Annotated in this window: 16 protein-coding genes and 1 other annotated feature; of the genes, 3 read left to right on the top strand and 13 right to left on the bottom strand. The window is 61.9% G+C overall.

The window, feature by feature from the left end:
- Positions 1-30: 30 nt before the first annotated feature.
- Positions 31-969 carry a helix-turn-helix domain-containing protein gene (locus LE416_RS08735; protein ID WP_225048118.1) on the bottom strand — a complete coding sequence of 313 codons (939 nt, stop codon included), beginning with the start codon at positions 967-969 and terminating at the stop codon, positions 31-33.
- 203 nt (positions 970-1,172) lie between these two features.
- On the opposite strand from LE416_RS08735, the gene LE416_RS08730 reads away from it, so the two are divergent.
- Positions 1,173-2,396, top strand: coding sequence for an ABC transporter permease subunit (locus LE416_RS08730; protein ID WP_225048117.1), 1,224 nt, complete (start codon positions 1,173-1,175; stop codon positions 2,394-2,396).
- Positions 2,397-2,411: 15 nt separating this feature from the next.
- Complete coding sequence (locus LE416_RS08725) at positions 2,412-3,683, top strand: hypothetical protein (protein ID WP_225048116.1); 1,272 nt, start codon at positions 2,412-2,414, stop codon at positions 3,681-3,683.
- Between the two features lie 118 nt (positions 3,684-3,801).
- Here LE416_RS08725 and rplL read toward each other — a convergent pair whose 3' ends face one another.
- The 3 genes from rplL to LE416_RS08710 all read right to left on the bottom strand — a co-directional run bounded on the left by rplL (position 3,802) and on the right by LE416_RS08710 (position 5,207).
- Complete coding sequence (gene rplL, locus LE416_RS08720) at positions 3,802-4,170, bottom strand: 50S ribosomal protein L7/L12 (protein WP_225048115.1); 369 nt, start codon at positions 4,168-4,170, stop codon at positions 3,802-3,804.
- Positions 4,171-4,225: 55 nt separating this feature from the next.
- Positions 4,226-4,732: a 50S ribosomal protein L10 gene (rplJ, locus tag LE416_RS08715; RefSeq protein ID WP_225048114.1), complete on the bottom strand. Its 507-nt coding sequence runs from the start codon at positions 4,730-4,732 to the stop codon at positions 4,226-4,228.
- A 31-nt stretch (positions 4,733-4,763) separates the two neighbouring features.
- Positions 4,764-4,884, bottom strand: a sequence feature (ribosomal protein L10 leader region).
- A 71-nt stretch (positions 4,885-4,955) separates the two neighbouring features.
- Positions 4,956-5,207: a hypothetical protein gene (locus LE416_RS08710; RefSeq protein WP_225048113.1), complete on the bottom strand. Its 252-nt coding sequence runs from the start codon at positions 5,205-5,207 to the stop codon at positions 4,956-4,958.
- Between the two features lie 112 nt (positions 5,208-5,319).
- On the opposite strand from LE416_RS08710, the gene LE416_RS08705 reads away from it, so the two are divergent.
- Complete coding sequence (locus LE416_RS08705; protein ID WP_225048112.1) at positions 5,320-5,988, top strand: GNAT family N-acetyltransferase; 669 nt, start codon at positions 5,320-5,322, stop codon at positions 5,986-5,988.
- Positions 5,989-6,299: 311 nt separating this feature from the next.
- Here LE416_RS08705 and rplA read toward each other — a convergent pair whose 3' ends face one another.
- The 9 genes from rplA to pplA all read right to left on the bottom strand — a co-directional run bounded on the left by rplA (position 6,300) and on the right by pplA (position 13,675).
- Positions 6,300-6,989 (bottom strand): 50S ribosomal protein L1, encoded by a 690-nt coding sequence (gene rplA, locus LE416_RS08700; protein WP_225048111.1) that lies wholly within the window; start codon positions 6,987-6,989, stop codon positions 6,300-6,302.
- A gap of 83 nt (positions 6,990-7,072) precedes the next feature.
- Positions 7,073-7,501 carry a 50S ribosomal protein L11 gene (gene rplK / locus LE416_RS08695; protein ID WP_225048110.1) on the bottom strand — a complete coding sequence of 143 codons (429 nt, stop codon included), beginning with the start codon at positions 7,499-7,501 and terminating at the stop codon, positions 7,073-7,075.
- Between the two features lie 801 nt (positions 7,502-8,302).
- The gene (nusG, locus tag LE416_RS08690; RefSeq protein WP_225048109.1) at positions 8,303-8,848 is read right to left on the bottom strand and encodes a transcription termination/antitermination protein NusG; all 546 of its coding nucleotides are present in this window, start codon (positions 8,846-8,848) and stop codon (positions 8,303-8,305) included.
- A 100-nt stretch (positions 8,849-8,948) separates the two neighbouring features.
- Positions 8,949-9,119 (bottom strand): preprotein translocase subunit SecE, encoded by a 171-nt coding sequence (gene secE, locus LE416_RS08685; RefSeq protein ID WP_225048108.1) that lies wholly within the window; start codon positions 9,117-9,119, stop codon positions 8,949-8,951.
- A 14-nt stretch (positions 9,120-9,133) separates the two neighbouring features.
- Positions 9,134-9,283, bottom strand: coding sequence for a 50S ribosomal protein L33 (gene rpmG / locus LE416_RS08680; protein ID WP_125705175.1), 150 nt, complete (start codon positions 9,281-9,283; stop codon positions 9,134-9,136).
- Between the two features lie 27 nt (positions 9,284-9,310).
- A complete protein-coding gene (locus LE416_RS08675; RefSeq protein ID WP_225048107.1) occupies positions 9,311-10,288 on the bottom strand; it encodes a UbiA family prenyltransferase in 978 nt (325 codons plus the stop codon).
- A 4-nt stretch (positions 10,289-10,292) separates the two neighbouring features.
- Positions 10,293-11,240, bottom strand: coding sequence for a 1,4-dihydroxy-2-naphthoate polyprenyltransferase (gene menA / locus LE416_RS08670; protein ID WP_225048106.1), 948 nt, complete (start codon positions 11,238-11,240; stop codon positions 10,293-10,295).
- Positions 11,241-11,348: 108 nt separating this feature from the next.
- Entirely contained in the window at positions 11,349-12,443 is a 1,095-nt protein-coding gene (locus tag LE416_RS08665) for an FAD:protein FMN transferase (protein WP_225048105.1), read from the bottom strand.
- 293 nt (positions 12,444-12,736) lie between these two features.
- Positions 12,737-13,675: an extracellular electron transfer flavoprotein PplA gene (gene pplA / locus LE416_RS08660; RefSeq protein WP_225048104.1), complete on the bottom strand. Its 939-nt coding sequence runs from the start codon at positions 13,673-13,675 to the stop codon at positions 12,737-12,739.
- Positions 13,676-13,802 lie beyond the last annotated feature (127 nt).

Below are 13,802 nucleotides of genomic sequence, written 5' to 3'. Positions count from 1 at the left end.
CTCGCGGCGGCCGTCGTGCGTTGTTCTCCCTTACTTGCCGAACAGGGTCAGCAGCGTGGCCTCCGGCAGAAACGGGATGAAGCGGCGAATCTGGGCGGCGGCCTCCCCGCCGGCCGCGCCGAGGTGCTTGATGTGGGCGGCCAGGACTTCCGCGCGGACGAACGGCGCCATCGCGACCAGCCGCTCCGCACTCGGGTCCGCGGCCGCGATGGCGTCAAAGCGCGCCCCCGCCGCGTCGTAGCCCAGAAACGGCAGTGCCGCCTTGAACAGAGCATCGTCATCCGGCGCCTGATCCAGCAGCTTGGTCAGCGCCGACTCTGACACGAACGGCAGCAGCGGCCGGATGCCCGCCAGCGCGTCGGGGCTGGCAGCGAGCTGTGCGACCACCGCGTCGACCTTGGCCTGGCGCAGGAAAGGCGCGAGGCGGCCGATGTACGCGAGGTCCGCCGGCTGCCCGGCCGCAAGCCGCGCGTCGACCGCGGCGTTGAGCGTCGCGTCGTCCAGGAACGGCGCGAGCCGCACCACCGCGTCCGGGTAGTCCGGGGTGTCGGAGAAGCCCGCCAGCTGCTTGGCCAGCGTCTCGCTGCTCAAAAACGGCGCGAGCGACGCGAGGTGTTCGAGGTCGAGCTGCACGGCCGCGGCCTCCTGCTCCACCTTGGCCGGCGGCATCACCGGCGCCGCGGCGACCAGGGTGGCGGGTTCGAGCGGGGCGTCCGCCGCCACGATTTTGACCGTCGCCTCGGCCTTGGCCGAGCCCAGCAGCTCGGTCAGCGGCAGGTCGAGCACCGCCGCGAGCTGCGCGTACTTGTCGATGTCCGGCAGCGACTGGCTGCGCTCCCAGTTGGACACCGCCTGGTAGGACACGCCGAGCTGATCGGCCAGGGCGCTTTGGGTCAGGTTCTTGGCCTTGCGCGCCGCGGCAATCTGCTGGCCGATGCGCTGGGCGTCAAAAATGTAGGTTTCTGTCATGTTGTTTCCTCCTCGCCGCGTTGGCGGCTTGCCTTCGTTGATGCTGGCTTCAGCCTACCGCGTCCGGCGGCCGGTGGCTATCAAGCAGTGCTTGAGTCGCCATAAAATCAATAATGGCGCGCGATTGAGTTCGGCTCACCTAGCTTTAATATTGCGTAAGGTCTATAATTTTTGCTAAATACCAATGAGAGGAACGTGAGAAGATGCGCACAATCCGTGGTCTGGCCACCCAGGTCAGCTTCGACCTCAAGAAGAACTGGCGCTCGGCCACCAACGTCGTGATGCTGATCGTCTTTGCCGCCCTGCTTTTGATCACTTTTTTCACCGCGCAGGGCGGCTCCGACCTGTCGAACCGCCAGACCTACCAGGCCTACGCCAGCGCCGACTCGATCATCCAAAACCAGGCCTGGACCCTGCAGAAGAAGTCGGACAAGGTCAAGCTGACCGCCGCCGAGCAGCGGCGGCTGGACCGCAAGATGGCCCAGCACGAGTACTTCAAGACGATCCTGCTCGCGTACTCCGACGTCTTCTCGCCCATCATCCACGACCAGACGACCGTCAAGCTGGCGTCCCAAAAGGCGCTCTTGGCCTACGAGCGCTACACGCTCCAGGAGACCAAGGCCGGCCGGACCGACCTGGCGATCATCGCGGTGCCGGGCAAGCAGCCGGACGCGAGCCTGCTGGGCCGCAAGCTGGACGTCGCCTTCTACCAGTACCTGGTCGACCACAAGCTGGTCGAGATTCCGGTCACCCGAAAGAACGCGCCGGCCAACAACTACCTGAGCAACGTGTTCCTCTACCGGCTGTCACCGCTGCTGTTGCTTGCGGTGTTCGCCGTTCAGGCGGCGCTTTTGTTCACCGGAGAAAAGCGCAGCGGCACCATCAACTTCATGAACAACCTGCCAACCGGCAAGTTCGCCATCCTGGTGGCGCGGATGGCGTCGTTCGTCTGCCTGGCGCTGCCGCTGTTTTTGATCGCGTGCGTCCTGACTTACGGGCTAGTCGCCCACTACAACGGCGTCGGCAGCTGGCAGTACCCGATCGTCTTCTCGCCGGACGGGCGCAGCGTGGCGACGATGATGCCCGCGCAGTTCCTCCTATTGTACACCGGACTGATCCTCGCCGGCGCCGTTTTCCTCATGGCCGTGTCCGCGCTGACCAGCCTGTTCTCCGGGCGCCTCGGCGTCAACCTCGCCGTGCTCGGGGCCGTTTTGGCCACCGCGCTGCCGCAGGTCGCCGGGGCCTCGGTGTTGCACGGCGTCGCGCCGTTTCTGCCCGGCAGCTACCTGCAGGTCTCCCAGGTGGTGCTGCACCAGACCGCCGCGCCGATCCTGAGCGTCGGCCTCGGCGCGCTGGTGCTTTTGGTCTGGGCCGGCGCCTTGAGCGCCGTCGCCGCCGTCGTGCTGCACCGCCGCGGCCGGATTTAGGAAGGAGGACACACCATGCGCGCACTGATTCGCCTAGAACTGAAAAAGCAGCCGTGGGTGATCCACCTGGTCGCGCTTTTGGGGATGCTGCTGCTGTTCGCGGCGCCCCTCGGCCACTACCTCGGCGTTTTGCCCAACCAGTACTACATCATCGACGGGGTCAAGCACTACTTGAGCGTCCGCAAGACCAGGGCCAACCAGCAGGCGGCCGCGGTCGCGACCGTCAAGCGCGAGCTTAAGGAGAACCTCAAAAACCAGCGGGACTACCCCGACCACGACCGCCCCGCGGCCATCAAGATGCTGCGTGCCGTGCAGTCGCCGCTGGCCCGCGGCGACTACCGCACGGTCAATCGCGTGACGCTTGCCGCCATCACCAAGGACCCGACCATCGTCTACAACGACTACGCCAAGGACTTCCTCCAAAGCGGCGGGGAGAACCAGGTCAACAAGTGGGAGCGCGTCGCCTACCCCCTGAAGGATCTGGTGCGCCGCAACCAAAACCGGCTACTGGCGATTGACCAGACCACCACGGCGACGGCCATCGTGTACAACGTCTGGGCCGACGCGGGCAGCCACACCAGCGAAACCGTCAGCGCCGACGACGCCAGCCAGGTGACGACCGGGGCCGCCACCGACCTCGGAACGCCCCTGATGTGGGCCTTTCTCGCCTACGTCACCGTCGCCTTGGCCCTGGTCTTCAACTTCGACGCGCGCAACCACACCGAGCCGTTCATGCGCATGACCCCGGCCGCCGACCTGCGCCTGGCCGTCACCCGCGGGCTTTTGACGCTGGTCGTGATCTTCGGCGTGATGCTGGCCCTGATCGGCCTGGCACTGGTCATGAACGCCGCCGTGCCCGGCCAGACCTTCGGCAGCCTCGGCCTGCCGCTTGCCGACACCTTCCAGTCGCACACCACCATCGTGCCGATCTGGCTGTACCTGGCGCGCGCGCTGGCTTTGATGATGGCCTGGGCGGCGCTGATCGCCGGAATTGTTTTCACCATCAGCCAGGTCTCCGGCAACGCACTGGTGGCGATGATGTTCTCGGCCGCCCTGATCCTCCTGATGCCGCTGCACGTGCTGGACGGCCTCGACGTGGCCGTTCGCCAGCTCTTCCCCGCCTACTACACCAACCCGGCGGCGCTGCTCAACCACCTCGACTACTTCGCCGGCAAGACGCTGGCCCAGGTGCTCGCGCTGTTCGCCCGCTGGACGCTCGCCGCGTGGCTGATCGGCGCAATCGCCCAGTGGCTGCGCGCGCACGTACGCGCGCCGTGGGCGGCGTGAGACTGGCCAAGGATTGCTGCACTACCGCCTGAATCAAAACGATTGAACGCAAAAATGCCGCCGCGCGGCTCCCAATCGGGAATCGTGCGGCGGCATTTTCAACGAACCGTGAACTGAATTACTTCAGGGTTACGGTTGCGCCAACGGCTTCAAGCTGTTCCTTGAGCTTCTTGGCTTCGTCTTCGGTAACGTCTTCCTTGACGTTGGCCGGAGCGCCGTCAACAAGGCCCTTCGCGTCCTTCAGGCCAAGGCCGGTGATGGCACGAACTTCCTTGATAACCTTAACCTTTTCCTGGCCAACTTCGGTCAGTTCAACGTTGAAGGAGTCCTTAGCTTCTTCAGCTGCACCAGCAGCTGCGCCGGCAGCTGCTACTGGAGCTGCTGCGGATACGCCAAATTCTTCTTCGATTGCCTTAACGAGGTCGTTCAGTTCAAGAATGGAAGCTTCTTTGAGCTGGTCGACGATTGCTTGTGTGTCTAAAGCCATGTTTGTTTCCTCCAATTTATATTGTATTTGAAAGTTAGGTTGAACTCAGGCTGCTTTAGGCAGCTGGTTCCTCGCTCTTGCTGTCGGCAATGGCCTTGACAGCGTAAGCAACGTTGCGAACTGGTGCCTGCAGAACGGACAGCAGCATGGACAGCATGCCGTCGCGGTCTGGCAGCTTGGAAAGGGCAAGCACTTCTTCAAGACTTGCGACCTTGCCTTCGATGATGCCACCCTTAATTTCAAGGGCGTCGATCTTGTCGGCGTACTTGGCCATGATGCGCGCAGGTGCGACAACATCGTCGTTAGAAAAGGCGATGGCGGTCGGGCCCGTGAACACTTCGTCCAGCGCTTCGTAACCGTTCAGATCGGCAGCACGGCGGAGGTACGTGTTCTTGATAACTTCCATCTTGACGCCGGCGTCACGGAGCTCCTTACGAAGTTCGGTCACTTGTGCGACGGTCAAGCCACGGTAGTTCACAACAACGGCGCTCTTGGCAGCCTTGAACTGGTCAGAAATGCCTTTAACGATCTCAGCCTTCTGTGCGATAATAGCTTCACTCATTTGGTTCACCTCCTGTTAGTTTGTTGAAGTTTTTCGCATAAAAAAACTCCATGTCCACCAAGACATAGAGGTATCTAAACGTTCGGATACCACCTCGGCAGGATGATTAAGGCTTGCGCCCCCTGAGTCTTAGGTAGAGTGAAATAATCACGAAAAGAAGCATACCATTCCCGGCCGCGGCCGTCAAGCACTCCCGCCACTTTCCGGAAATAAAGCGTCTGCGCTAGCGCAGCTCCAGCCGCAGCAGCTGCCGCGCCCGGGTCTTGAGCGCCTTGCTGCGGTTCAGCTCGTCGATGCGGTTGGCGGAGAGCTCCAGACTCGCCAACAGGTGGCGCAGCCCCAGCGTGTCCCCCGCCGGCTTGGCCTTGAGGTACGCGGTCATCCCCGCGGCGATCTCACCGTGCGTCGCCGCCAGCGCCTTGTCCAGCTGTGCCAGCTCCTCATCCAGTCGTGCCAGTTCCTGTTTTGCCGTCATTTTTACATCCTCCTCACGCGCCCCCACGCGGGTTTGCGCCCATTATGCCACATTGACTGCCGGCTGGCCAGTGGTACACTACATCACAGACAAGACACAAGGAGGACAACCCATGACCATCACCATTCGCCCCTACCGCCCGGCGGACGCCGCCGCGTGGCTGGCGGTCCGCGCCCAGGCGTACAGCCGCTCGCAGTTCAACGACCAGATCGAACTCGAACGCGAGCAGTACCCCGAGGACGACTTCGGCTACGCAAGCGTGATCGAGCTGGTCGCTGAAAATGACGGCCGACTCGTCGGCCTGATCGACGCCGGCGTGTTCAACACCGAGCGCAGCCAGGGCGACCTGTACGTCCAAAACCAGGGCACCGGCAGCTACATCGAGGTGGTCGCCGTCGCCCCGACCGCGCAGGGCCATGGCGTCGGCCGCGCGCTTTTGACCGCCTGCCTGACCCAGCTGCGCGCAGCGGGCGCCGACTTCGTGGAGATTTTCACCCGCGGCGACGAACCGGCCAACCGCCTCTACCAAAGCGTGGGCGCCACCGAGATCGCGCACAACTGGCGCGTGCTGGGCAGCCTGAAGGACGCCGAAACACCGCGCTACCGCTGGCGCCTCAACCGCGATAGCCAGGAGTTGGAGCTCACGGCCGCCGACGGCCAGCGCGTACTGTACCGCGCCGAGCAGCCGCAGTGGTTCGCCGTGTTCACCGAATCCGCGCTCGCCGACTTCGACATCGAGGAACGGTACCGCGAGCGCACGTACTTCCTGAAGCTGAACTGATGACCAAAAAGGCAGCCCACGGCCACCATCGTACTGATGCGATGGTGGCCGTGGGCTGCCTTTTGCGTTGGTACGAGTCTGTGGTGACCTCAAGCCTCTGTCCCCCGCTGGGCGGTTGGCTGAGTTCGCGCTTCCTCGCCCTGGTCATCGTCGAGCTACGCAAGGCAACGCCGGTTCGTCTAGCTAAGCCCCGCGCTCTGGCCAAAGTACGGCCAAAGCGCCGGTCTTACGCTAGCCGACCGGCTAAGTGCGCCTTGCTTCGCCCTGGTACAAAAAAAGCAGCCTCCCGCGGGAGACTGCAATTGGTTCTATTAGAAGCTCAGGGCATCGGTCTTGACGCCAGGACCAAAGGTGGTCGTAACGGTCAAGCTCTTGATGTACTGGCCCTTGGCGGAAGCCGGGCGAGCCTTCAGGATCACGTCGTTCAGGGTCTTGAAGTTCTCAACCAGCTTTTCGTCGTCGAAGGACACCTTGCCGATTGGTGCGTGAACGATACCCGCCTTGTCGGCACGGTAAGCCACTTGACCAGCCTTGATGTCGTTGATCGCCTTAGCGACGTCCATCGTCACGGTGCCGGTCTTCGGGTTAGGCATCAAGCCCTTAGGACCGAGGACACGGCCGAGACGGCCGACCTTGGCCATCATCGGTGGCGTTGCGACCGCAACGTCGAAGTCGAGCCAGCCGTCCTGGATCTTTTGAACCAGGTCGTCGCCGCCGACAACGTCGGCGCCGGCTTCTTCAGCGGCCTTGGCCTGAGGGCCTTCAGCGAAAACGATCACGCGGCTGGTCTTACCAGTCCCGTTAGGCAGCACAACGGCGCCACGGATCTGCTGGTCAGCCTGCTTAACGTCGATGTTCAGGTTGTAAGCAACTTCGACGGTTGCGTCGAACTTCGCGAAGTCGATCTTCTTAACCAGTGCTACCGCTTCAGCGGGCGTGTAGGTCTTGGTGGCATCAACTTGCTTTGCTGCTTCGATATACTTCTTTGCTTTCTTAGCCATTCTGGAATTTTCCTCCTTGCAAATGTGGTCAGCGGGCCGAAGCCCTTCCACTTGATTCATTCAGCTTTCGCTGATGATCCGGATTATAAGCCCTCGACGGTGAAGCCCATCGAACGAGCGGTCCCTTCAACCATGCGCATAGCAGCTTCAACGTCTGCAGCGTTAAGGTCTTGCATCTTCGTCTCAGCGATCTGACGAACTTGGTCCAACGTTACCGTTGCAACCTTCTTCGTGTTCGGTTCGCCTGAGCCGTGTTCAACACCAGCGGCCTTCTTCAGAAGGACAGCAGCCGGTGGGGTCTTGGTAACGAAGTCGAAGGAACGATCTTCGTACACGGTGATCACAACAGGGATGATCATGCCGGCCTGGTCTGCAGTCCGTGCATTGAAGTCCTTGGTGAAGCCCATGATGTTGATCCCGGCCTGCCCTAAAGCAGGACCTACCGGAGGAGCTGGAGTTGCCTTCCCCGCAGGGATCTGGAGTTTAACGATGTTTGCTACTTTTTTAGCCACGAAACATAACCTCCTTAAGTCCGTGATGTGGTGATGATGGCCAAGACAATTTTGGCCTCCCACGCGTATGCCTAAACATACCTGAATAAATTACCATGAATGACGGGTAAAAGCAAGCACAGGCGGCAAGCCAATCGCCCGGCACAGATGTGACCAAGCTCGAACTGCCGCGCTGCAGTCTGGCAAAGCCATGCGGAGATAAACGCAGCGCATCCGACGTTGGACAGCCTGCTCAAGTCTACCTTGCCACGGCCACTGCGCCGCCAGCAGGATGCGGGCATAACCGAGTACGCCGTCAGCGGGAACGCCGTTTCGCCGCCAGCTCCACCTCAGTAGGGCGGAGGCGCGGCCGGCGTGGCACTGGAGGCGTAGGGCCGGGGCGAGCCAGCGTGAAATTGCTGTTAGCAGGCGGTCTTTGCCTGCTTACAGCAAGGGCGGGTCTTGAGACCGCACTTTGGGCTCAAGAGAGCCCCACGCGGACCATTGCCCCGGCCCGAAGCCGGAAGTGCCACGCCGGCCGGGCCGGAGCCCGCGCTTCTCCGCCCTGGTTCGTCGAGCTCCAGGCCGCAACGCGGGAGTGGCTTGCTACGCCGTGGCGCTTGGGACCAAATGCGCGTCCCAAGCGCCACGGCTAAGCTACCCCATCCCGCTAAGTGCGCGGCCTTCCGCTCTGGTCATCGTCGGGCTCCGAAGCGCAACGCGGAAGCGGCTAGCTACGCCAAGGGGCTCGGGCCAAAGTGCGGCCCAAGCCCCTTGGCTAGGCTACCCGTTCCGCTAAGACCGCGCTTCTCCGCCCTGGTCTTAGTGCTTGTCCACCTGGTCGAAGTCCAGCTCGGCCTCGACTTCGCGTTCGAACATCACCATGGCGACCTTCAGCTTGCTCTTCTCCTTGTCGACCGCGGTGACCTTGCCGTCGGTGCCGGCGAAGGCGCCGTCGACGATGGTGACCGGCTCGCCAACTTCGAAGTCCAGGTTGGTCTGGCGCGTGCTCATGCCCAGGCTGTGGAGGATGGTCGCGACTTCTTCGGGCAGCAGCGGGGAAGGCTTGGAGCCGGCACCGTGGGAACCGACGAAGCCGGTGACCCCAGGGGTGTTCCGCACGACGAACCAGGACTCATCGGTCATGACCATCTCGACTAAGACGTAGCCCGGGAAGGTCTTCTCCATCTTGGTCTTCGCCTTGCCGTTCTTGACCTCTTGCTCCTCTTCCTCGGGCACGATCACCCGGAAGATGTAATCGTCCATGCCCATCGAGGTGGCACGGGACTCGAGGTTCGCCTTGACCTTGTTTTCGTAGCCCGAGTAAGTGTGCAGCACGTACCAGAGCTTTTCTGCTGATTCGACCATCATAATTCTCCTTTTTTTGAGTAAATAAAAAACCCGCCCCGAAAACGGGACGCGGTTGTTTGTCTGGTTCCAGTATAGCAGTATCGCCGCCGAATACCAACTAGAAAATGAAGGCGTTCAAAAGCAGCAGGATAATCCAGTCTGCCAGGGCGAAGTACACCGCGAACAGCAAGGAGGTGATGATCACCGTGGTCGTGTCGCGGCGAGTCTCCTTGGCGTTCGGCCAGGTGACCAGCGTCATTTCGTGGAACACACTCTTGATGAACTTCATAGCTTACTCCCTCCTCACTTGGTCTCGCGGTGCTCGGTGACCCGCTTGCAGTACTTACAAAATTTATTCAGCGTCAAGCGCTCAGTCCGGCGCGGGTTTTCGGGAACGAAGTAGTTCCGGCGGCCGCACACGGAGCAGGCAAGCGCCACTTTTTTAACAGACATCTCGCGCCTCCAGTCAATCATCTTAGCCTACCAAACTTTGACCCAGCGCGCAAGTACACCCAGCACAATCAGGACCAGGACCTCGGCGCCGAACGTCGTCAGCATCGTGTGAATCGCGGTGATGAAGGTGGCCTGCTTGCTCGGGTGCGTCAGGAAGCGGTGCGTGTTGCGGTGCGCCAGCGGCCACAGCGCCCAGACCAGGATGGTCGGCCAGGGCAAAACGCGCGCGGCCACGCCGACGCCGATGGCGGCAAAGGCCGCGGCCGGCAGCCACGGGTACACGGCAAGCGCCCGGGCGCGCCCGAGGTAGTACGGCAGCGTGAAGCGCTGGTTGCGGATGTCCTGGTCGAGGTCGCAGATGTTGTCGGCGAACATCGTCGCCGCGTCCAGCAGCACGATCGGCAGGGCAACCAGCAAAAGCCGCAGCAGCTGCGCGGCATCGAGCGCAAGCGCAAACGTCCGCGAAGTCATCACCAGCGTGACCGGCCGCGGCGTCACGTTGACGAACACGGCGATCAGGATAGTGCCGAAGCCCTCGCACAGCCCCGCCAGCACCTCGCCGCTGGGCAGGCGCGACAGCGGCACCGGCCCGAAGGTGTAAAACACCGCCACGAAGATGCCGGCACCACCAATCAGCAATAGCGCCAGGTCGGTCCGCCACACCAGCACGACCCCGGCCAGGCAGGCGATTGCCAGAAACGTCAGCATCAGCGCCATGATGCGCCGCGGGTTCAGGTGCTCGCGGCCCAGGATGTTCTGGGTCGCGCGGTAGTGGTCGTCTTGGGCCTTATAGAAGTCCTGCACGTTGTTGAAGCCGGTGACGAACAGCGCGATGCTCATCTGGCCGACGAAGTACACGGCCGTGTTGAGCCAGTCCAGCTGCCCGTACGCCAGCCACGCGTAGCTGACGCCGAACAGGAACGGCAGCAGGCTTGCGGCCTTGGCCGGCAGCCGGATCAGCTCGAGAAAAAGCGGCCAGGTCAGCTTGCGGTATGTGGTTGTCACCCCGTCACCCCACCTTCACGAGCAGGCTCAGCGCCAGGCCGATCGCCAGGCCGCCGTTTTCGATCACCAGGTTGGCGATCGCCAGCGGGAAGGTCTTGCGCTTGTCCGGCTTGGCGGCGAAGCGCTTGGCGTTTTTCGCGGCAATCGGCACCGTCAGCACCGCGACCAGCGCCGGCCAGGACACGGCGCCGAACAGCACCGCGGCCACCAGCGCGAAGTAGCCGGCGTAGGTCAGCCCGCGCCACAGCGCCTTGGCCCGGTCCTCCCCGAGGTACATCGGCAGCGTCGTGCGGTGGTTGGCGCGGTCCTCCCGGAGGTCCGCCAGGTTGTTGGCCAGCATGATGTTGGCGATGGTGGCCATCGGCGTCACGCAGATCAACGCCAGCGCGATCAGCGCGATGTAGTCGCCCTCAAGCGTCAGGTTCGGCCAGGCCAGCGCAAGGTGCAGCAGGCGCGCCGAGTCCACGTTGACGAAGACGGCGATGAACGGAATGCCCAGCCCCATCGTCACGCCGGAGAACACCTCGCCCAACGGCAGCTGCGCGAGCGGCAGCGGCCCGAAGGTGTAGAAAATCCCGACGGCAAAGCACGCCGCCCCGATCAACAGCAGCAGCCAGTCCGTCCGCCACGCCAAGATCAGCCCCAGCACCACGGCGGCGCCGAGCATCCCCAGAATCAGGTGCAGCACCCGCCGCGGGTCCAGCTTGGCGCGCCCGATCACGTTGACCGTCGCGGCGTACTGCGCGTCCTTGGCCTTTTTGTAGTGCACCAGGTTGTCGATCGCCGTGGTGGTCATGTCAAACAGCAGCATCGCGGCGAAAAACAGCGCGGTGTTCACCGGGCTGAATTCGCCGAAGTAGGCGTACGCAAACAGCGTCCCCACGAGAAACGGCAGCACCGAGGCGAGCTTGGTGCGCAGCTCCACTAATTCCAAGAATACCGAAAGTGACATCCTTCCCCCGTCTTTCTTCTATACTAATGCGCCCATATGCGGCCCGCGACCCGGCAGCGGTCTGGGTGTCGCCGAGACGCGTGTCCCGGACGCCCCCGCGGCCAGCGCCTACTTCAGCGTCGCCATCGTGTAGCCCGAGTCCTTCAGGAGCTTGAACTTGCCCTTCAGGCCGCTTGAGATGTAGACCTTCTTGTCCTTGGTGATGAAGATCGCCTCGGCGTCCTTTTGCTTTTCGATGAACGCCAGGCCATCCTTCAGCCCCTTGTCGAAGGTGGCGGTGGACAGCGCGTCGCCGTTCACGCTTTTTTTCGTGATGATCGAAACGCCCATCAGGTTGTTGTCGAACGGGTAGCCGGTCTTCGGGTTCATCAGGTGCATGTAGAGCTTGCCGTCGACCTTCAGGTAGCGCTCGTAGATGCCGCTGGTGACGATGGTCTTGTTGCTGGCCGGCATCGTGCCGATCGACGTGCCGCGGGTCTTCTTCGGGTCCTGAATGCCGATCGTCCAGTCCTTGCCCGGTGCCTTGGGGCTGTGCCCCAGCACGTAGATGTTGCCGCCGAGGTCGAGGATCGCGGTGGTGACGCCGTTGTCCTTCATGGTCTGCGTCGCCAGATCCGTGATGTAGCCCTTGGCGATGCCGCCGAGGTCGATCTGCATCCCCTTTTTCTTCAAAAAAACGGTCCGCTTGGCGGCGTTGAGCTCGACGTCCTGGTAGTGCACGAGCGGCAGCGCGGCGTCGATCTCGGACTGCGCCGGCTTGCGCGCGTCGTTGAAGCCGATGTGCCACATCGACGTGATCGGGCCGATGGCGAGGTCAAAGGAACCGTCGGATTTTTCCGACCAGTTCTTGGCGTATTCGACCAGGTTGAACACGTCCGCGTCCACCTTCACCGCCTTCTCGCCGGCCGCCGCGTTGATCGCGTCGACCTGCGAGCCCTTCTGGTTGACGGTGATGGCGTCGGCCAGCTCCTCAATGCGGGCGAAGGCCTTGTCCAGCACGCGCTCCTTGCCCTGATCGTAGATGCGCAGCGTGACCACGGTCCCCATCAGGAACTTGGTGTCCTCGTACGGGGTGGTCAAAAGCTCGGCGGTGGCCGCCTTGCTGCTGGAGCTTGCGGTGTCGGCGTCGCCCGCCGGCTTGCACCCGGCAAGCGGGGCGGCCAAAGCCAGTGCGGCAACCGCCGCAAAAAGCCATTTCTTCATATAAAAATCTCCTTTGAGAGGGTGGAAAAGCGCGGGCTTAGCGGATCGAATAGCCTAGCACAAGCGTTGGGGCGGGTTGTGCCCCGGCGCTGGTGCGTAGCTAGACGCGCCCGCGTTGCGCTTTGGAACCCGTTTAGCAGGTGGAAAAGCGCGGGCTTAGCGGGATCGCCAGCCCTTGCACCCGTGGTGCGCGCCGAGTCCCCTTCGCGCAATGCTTTCAGTATAGCGGCTCGGGCGGATTAAAAAAAGAGCCGAGAGCGAGTCTCGACTCCTGTACTGCTAACCGGCACGACTTATTCAGCGAAAACGATGTTGTCGATTTCGATCTTGTTCGTGTTGCCGGCCTGGGCCGCGTTGATCAGCTGCTGTGCGTACAGCACGAAGCTGTTGGATGAGCTCGTGGCACCGGAAACGGCGTCAACTTCGGCCGGGTTTTGAACCTTGACCAGCTCTTCGTTCAACTTCTTCATGTACTCAGCAGGGCCGACGCCGTTGACCTTCTTCATGCTCTTCTCGTAAGCCGCATCCTTGGTCTTGGACTTGCCGTCCTTGTCGATGTTGTCGTACTTGCTTTCGGTGATCTTACCGCCGGCAACGGTGATGGAGAAGGTGGCGCGGTAGTTGTGGGAGTAGTTCTTTTCTTCCAGGGTGTAGGTGCCGTCCTTCATCTTGTCGCCGTTGTGGATCTGGATGGTGTCGGTGTTGCCGGCCTGGGCAGCCTGAACCAGCTGAGCGGCGTAGTTCTTGAAGCTCTGGCTGGATTCCGTCGCGCCGGAAACCACGTCGATGGCGCCGACGTTGCTACCGTTCTTCTTGAAGGAGTCGTTCAGCTCTGGGATGTATTCCTTCGGGCCGGTACCGCTCTTGGCCTTCATGCTGGACTCGTAGTCCTTGTCGTCTTGCTTGGACTTGCCGTCCTTGTCGACGTAATCGTAGGTGGTGTCGGAGACCTTGCCGTCGGTGACGGTCATGGACATCTCAACCTTGTAGCCGTGGCTGTAAGCCAGTTCTTCCAGCTTGTAAGTGCCGTCCTTCAGGGCGCCACCGGCGGTCTGCTTAGCTTCGGTCGTTTCTTCCTTCTTCTCGGAGGACGAGGACTTCTTCTCGACCTTGGAGCTGGAGGACTTGCTGCTGCTAGAATCCTTCGAATCGTTGGCGTTGCCGCACGCCGCAAGCGTCAAAGCCGCCACTGCGACCAGAGAGACGCTGGTTAAAGCCTTTGCCAGTTTCATATCCAAAAACCCCTTTAGCTATCTATTTGGAAAACTTTGTGTTACATTTCACACAAAACAAGTGTAATCAGAACTTGTGCAAAAATCAACAAGAACCGGGCCTTTATCAGCGCTTTCTCATTTTTTT

The organism is Lacticaseibacillus kribbianus (genome assembly GCF_020180945.1).
Taxonomy (GTDB): Bacteria; Bacillota; Bacilli; order Lactobacillales; family Lactobacillaceae; genus Lacticaseibacillus; species Lacticaseibacillus kribbianus.
This window is presented reverse-complemented; position numbering and strand designations above follow the sequence as displayed.

Excerpts from the sequence above, each read along its gene's own strand:
- LE416_RS08705 (WP_225048112.1), top strand. The coding sequence starts at position 5,320 with ATGACCATCACCATTCGCCCCTACCGCCCGGCGGACGCCGCCGCGTGG.
- rplL (WP_225048115.1), bottom strand. The coding sequence starts at position 4,170 with ATGGCTTTAGACACACAAGCAATCGTCGACCAGCTCAAAGAAGCTTCC.
- menA (WP_225048106.1), bottom strand. The coding sequence starts at position 11,240 with ATGTCACTTTCGGTATTCTTGGAATTAGTGGAGCTGCGCACCAAGCTC.
- nusG (WP_225048109.1), bottom strand. The coding sequence starts at position 8,848 with ATGGTCGAATCAGCAGAAAAGCTCTGGTACGTGCTGCACACTTACTCG.
- LE416_RS08710 (WP_225048113.1), bottom strand. The coding sequence starts at position 5,207 with ATGACGGCAAAACAGGAACTGGCACGACTGGATGAGGAGCTGGCACAG.
- rplJ (WP_225048114.1), bottom strand. The coding sequence starts at position 4,732 with ATGAGTGAAGCTATTATCGCACAGAAGGCTGAGATCGTTAAAGGCATT.
- pplA (WP_225048104.1), bottom strand. The coding sequence starts at position 13,675 with ATGAAACTGGCAAAGGCTTTAACCAGCGTCTCTCTGGTCGCAGTGGCG.
- LE416_RS08735 (WP_225048118.1), bottom strand. The coding sequence starts at position 969 with ATGACAGAAACCTACATTTTTGACGCCCAGCGCATCGGCCAGCAGATT.
- rplA (WP_225048111.1), bottom strand. The coding sequence starts at position 6,989 with ATGGCTAAGAAAGCAAAGAAGTATATCGAAGCAGCAAAGCAAGTTGAT.
- secE (WP_225048108.1), bottom strand. The coding sequence starts at position 9,119 with ATGAAGTTCATCAAGAGTGTGTTCCACGAAATGACGCTGGTCACCTGG.
- LE416_RS08665 (WP_225048105.1), bottom strand. The coding sequence starts at position 12,443 with ATGAAGAAATGGCTTTTTGCGGCGGTTGCCGCACTGGCTTTGGCCGCC.
- LE416_RS08730 (WP_225048117.1), top strand. The coding sequence starts at position 1,173 with ATGCGCACAATCCGTGGTCTGGCCACCCAGGTCAGCTTCGACCTCAAG.
- rpmG (WP_125705175.1), bottom strand. The coding sequence starts at position 9,283 with ATGTCTGTTAAAAAAGTGGCGCTTGCCTGCTCCGTGTGCGGCCGCCGG.
- LE416_RS08725 (WP_225048116.1), top strand. The coding sequence starts at position 2,412 with ATGCGCGCACTGATTCGCCTAGAACTGAAAAAGCAGCCGTGGGTGATC.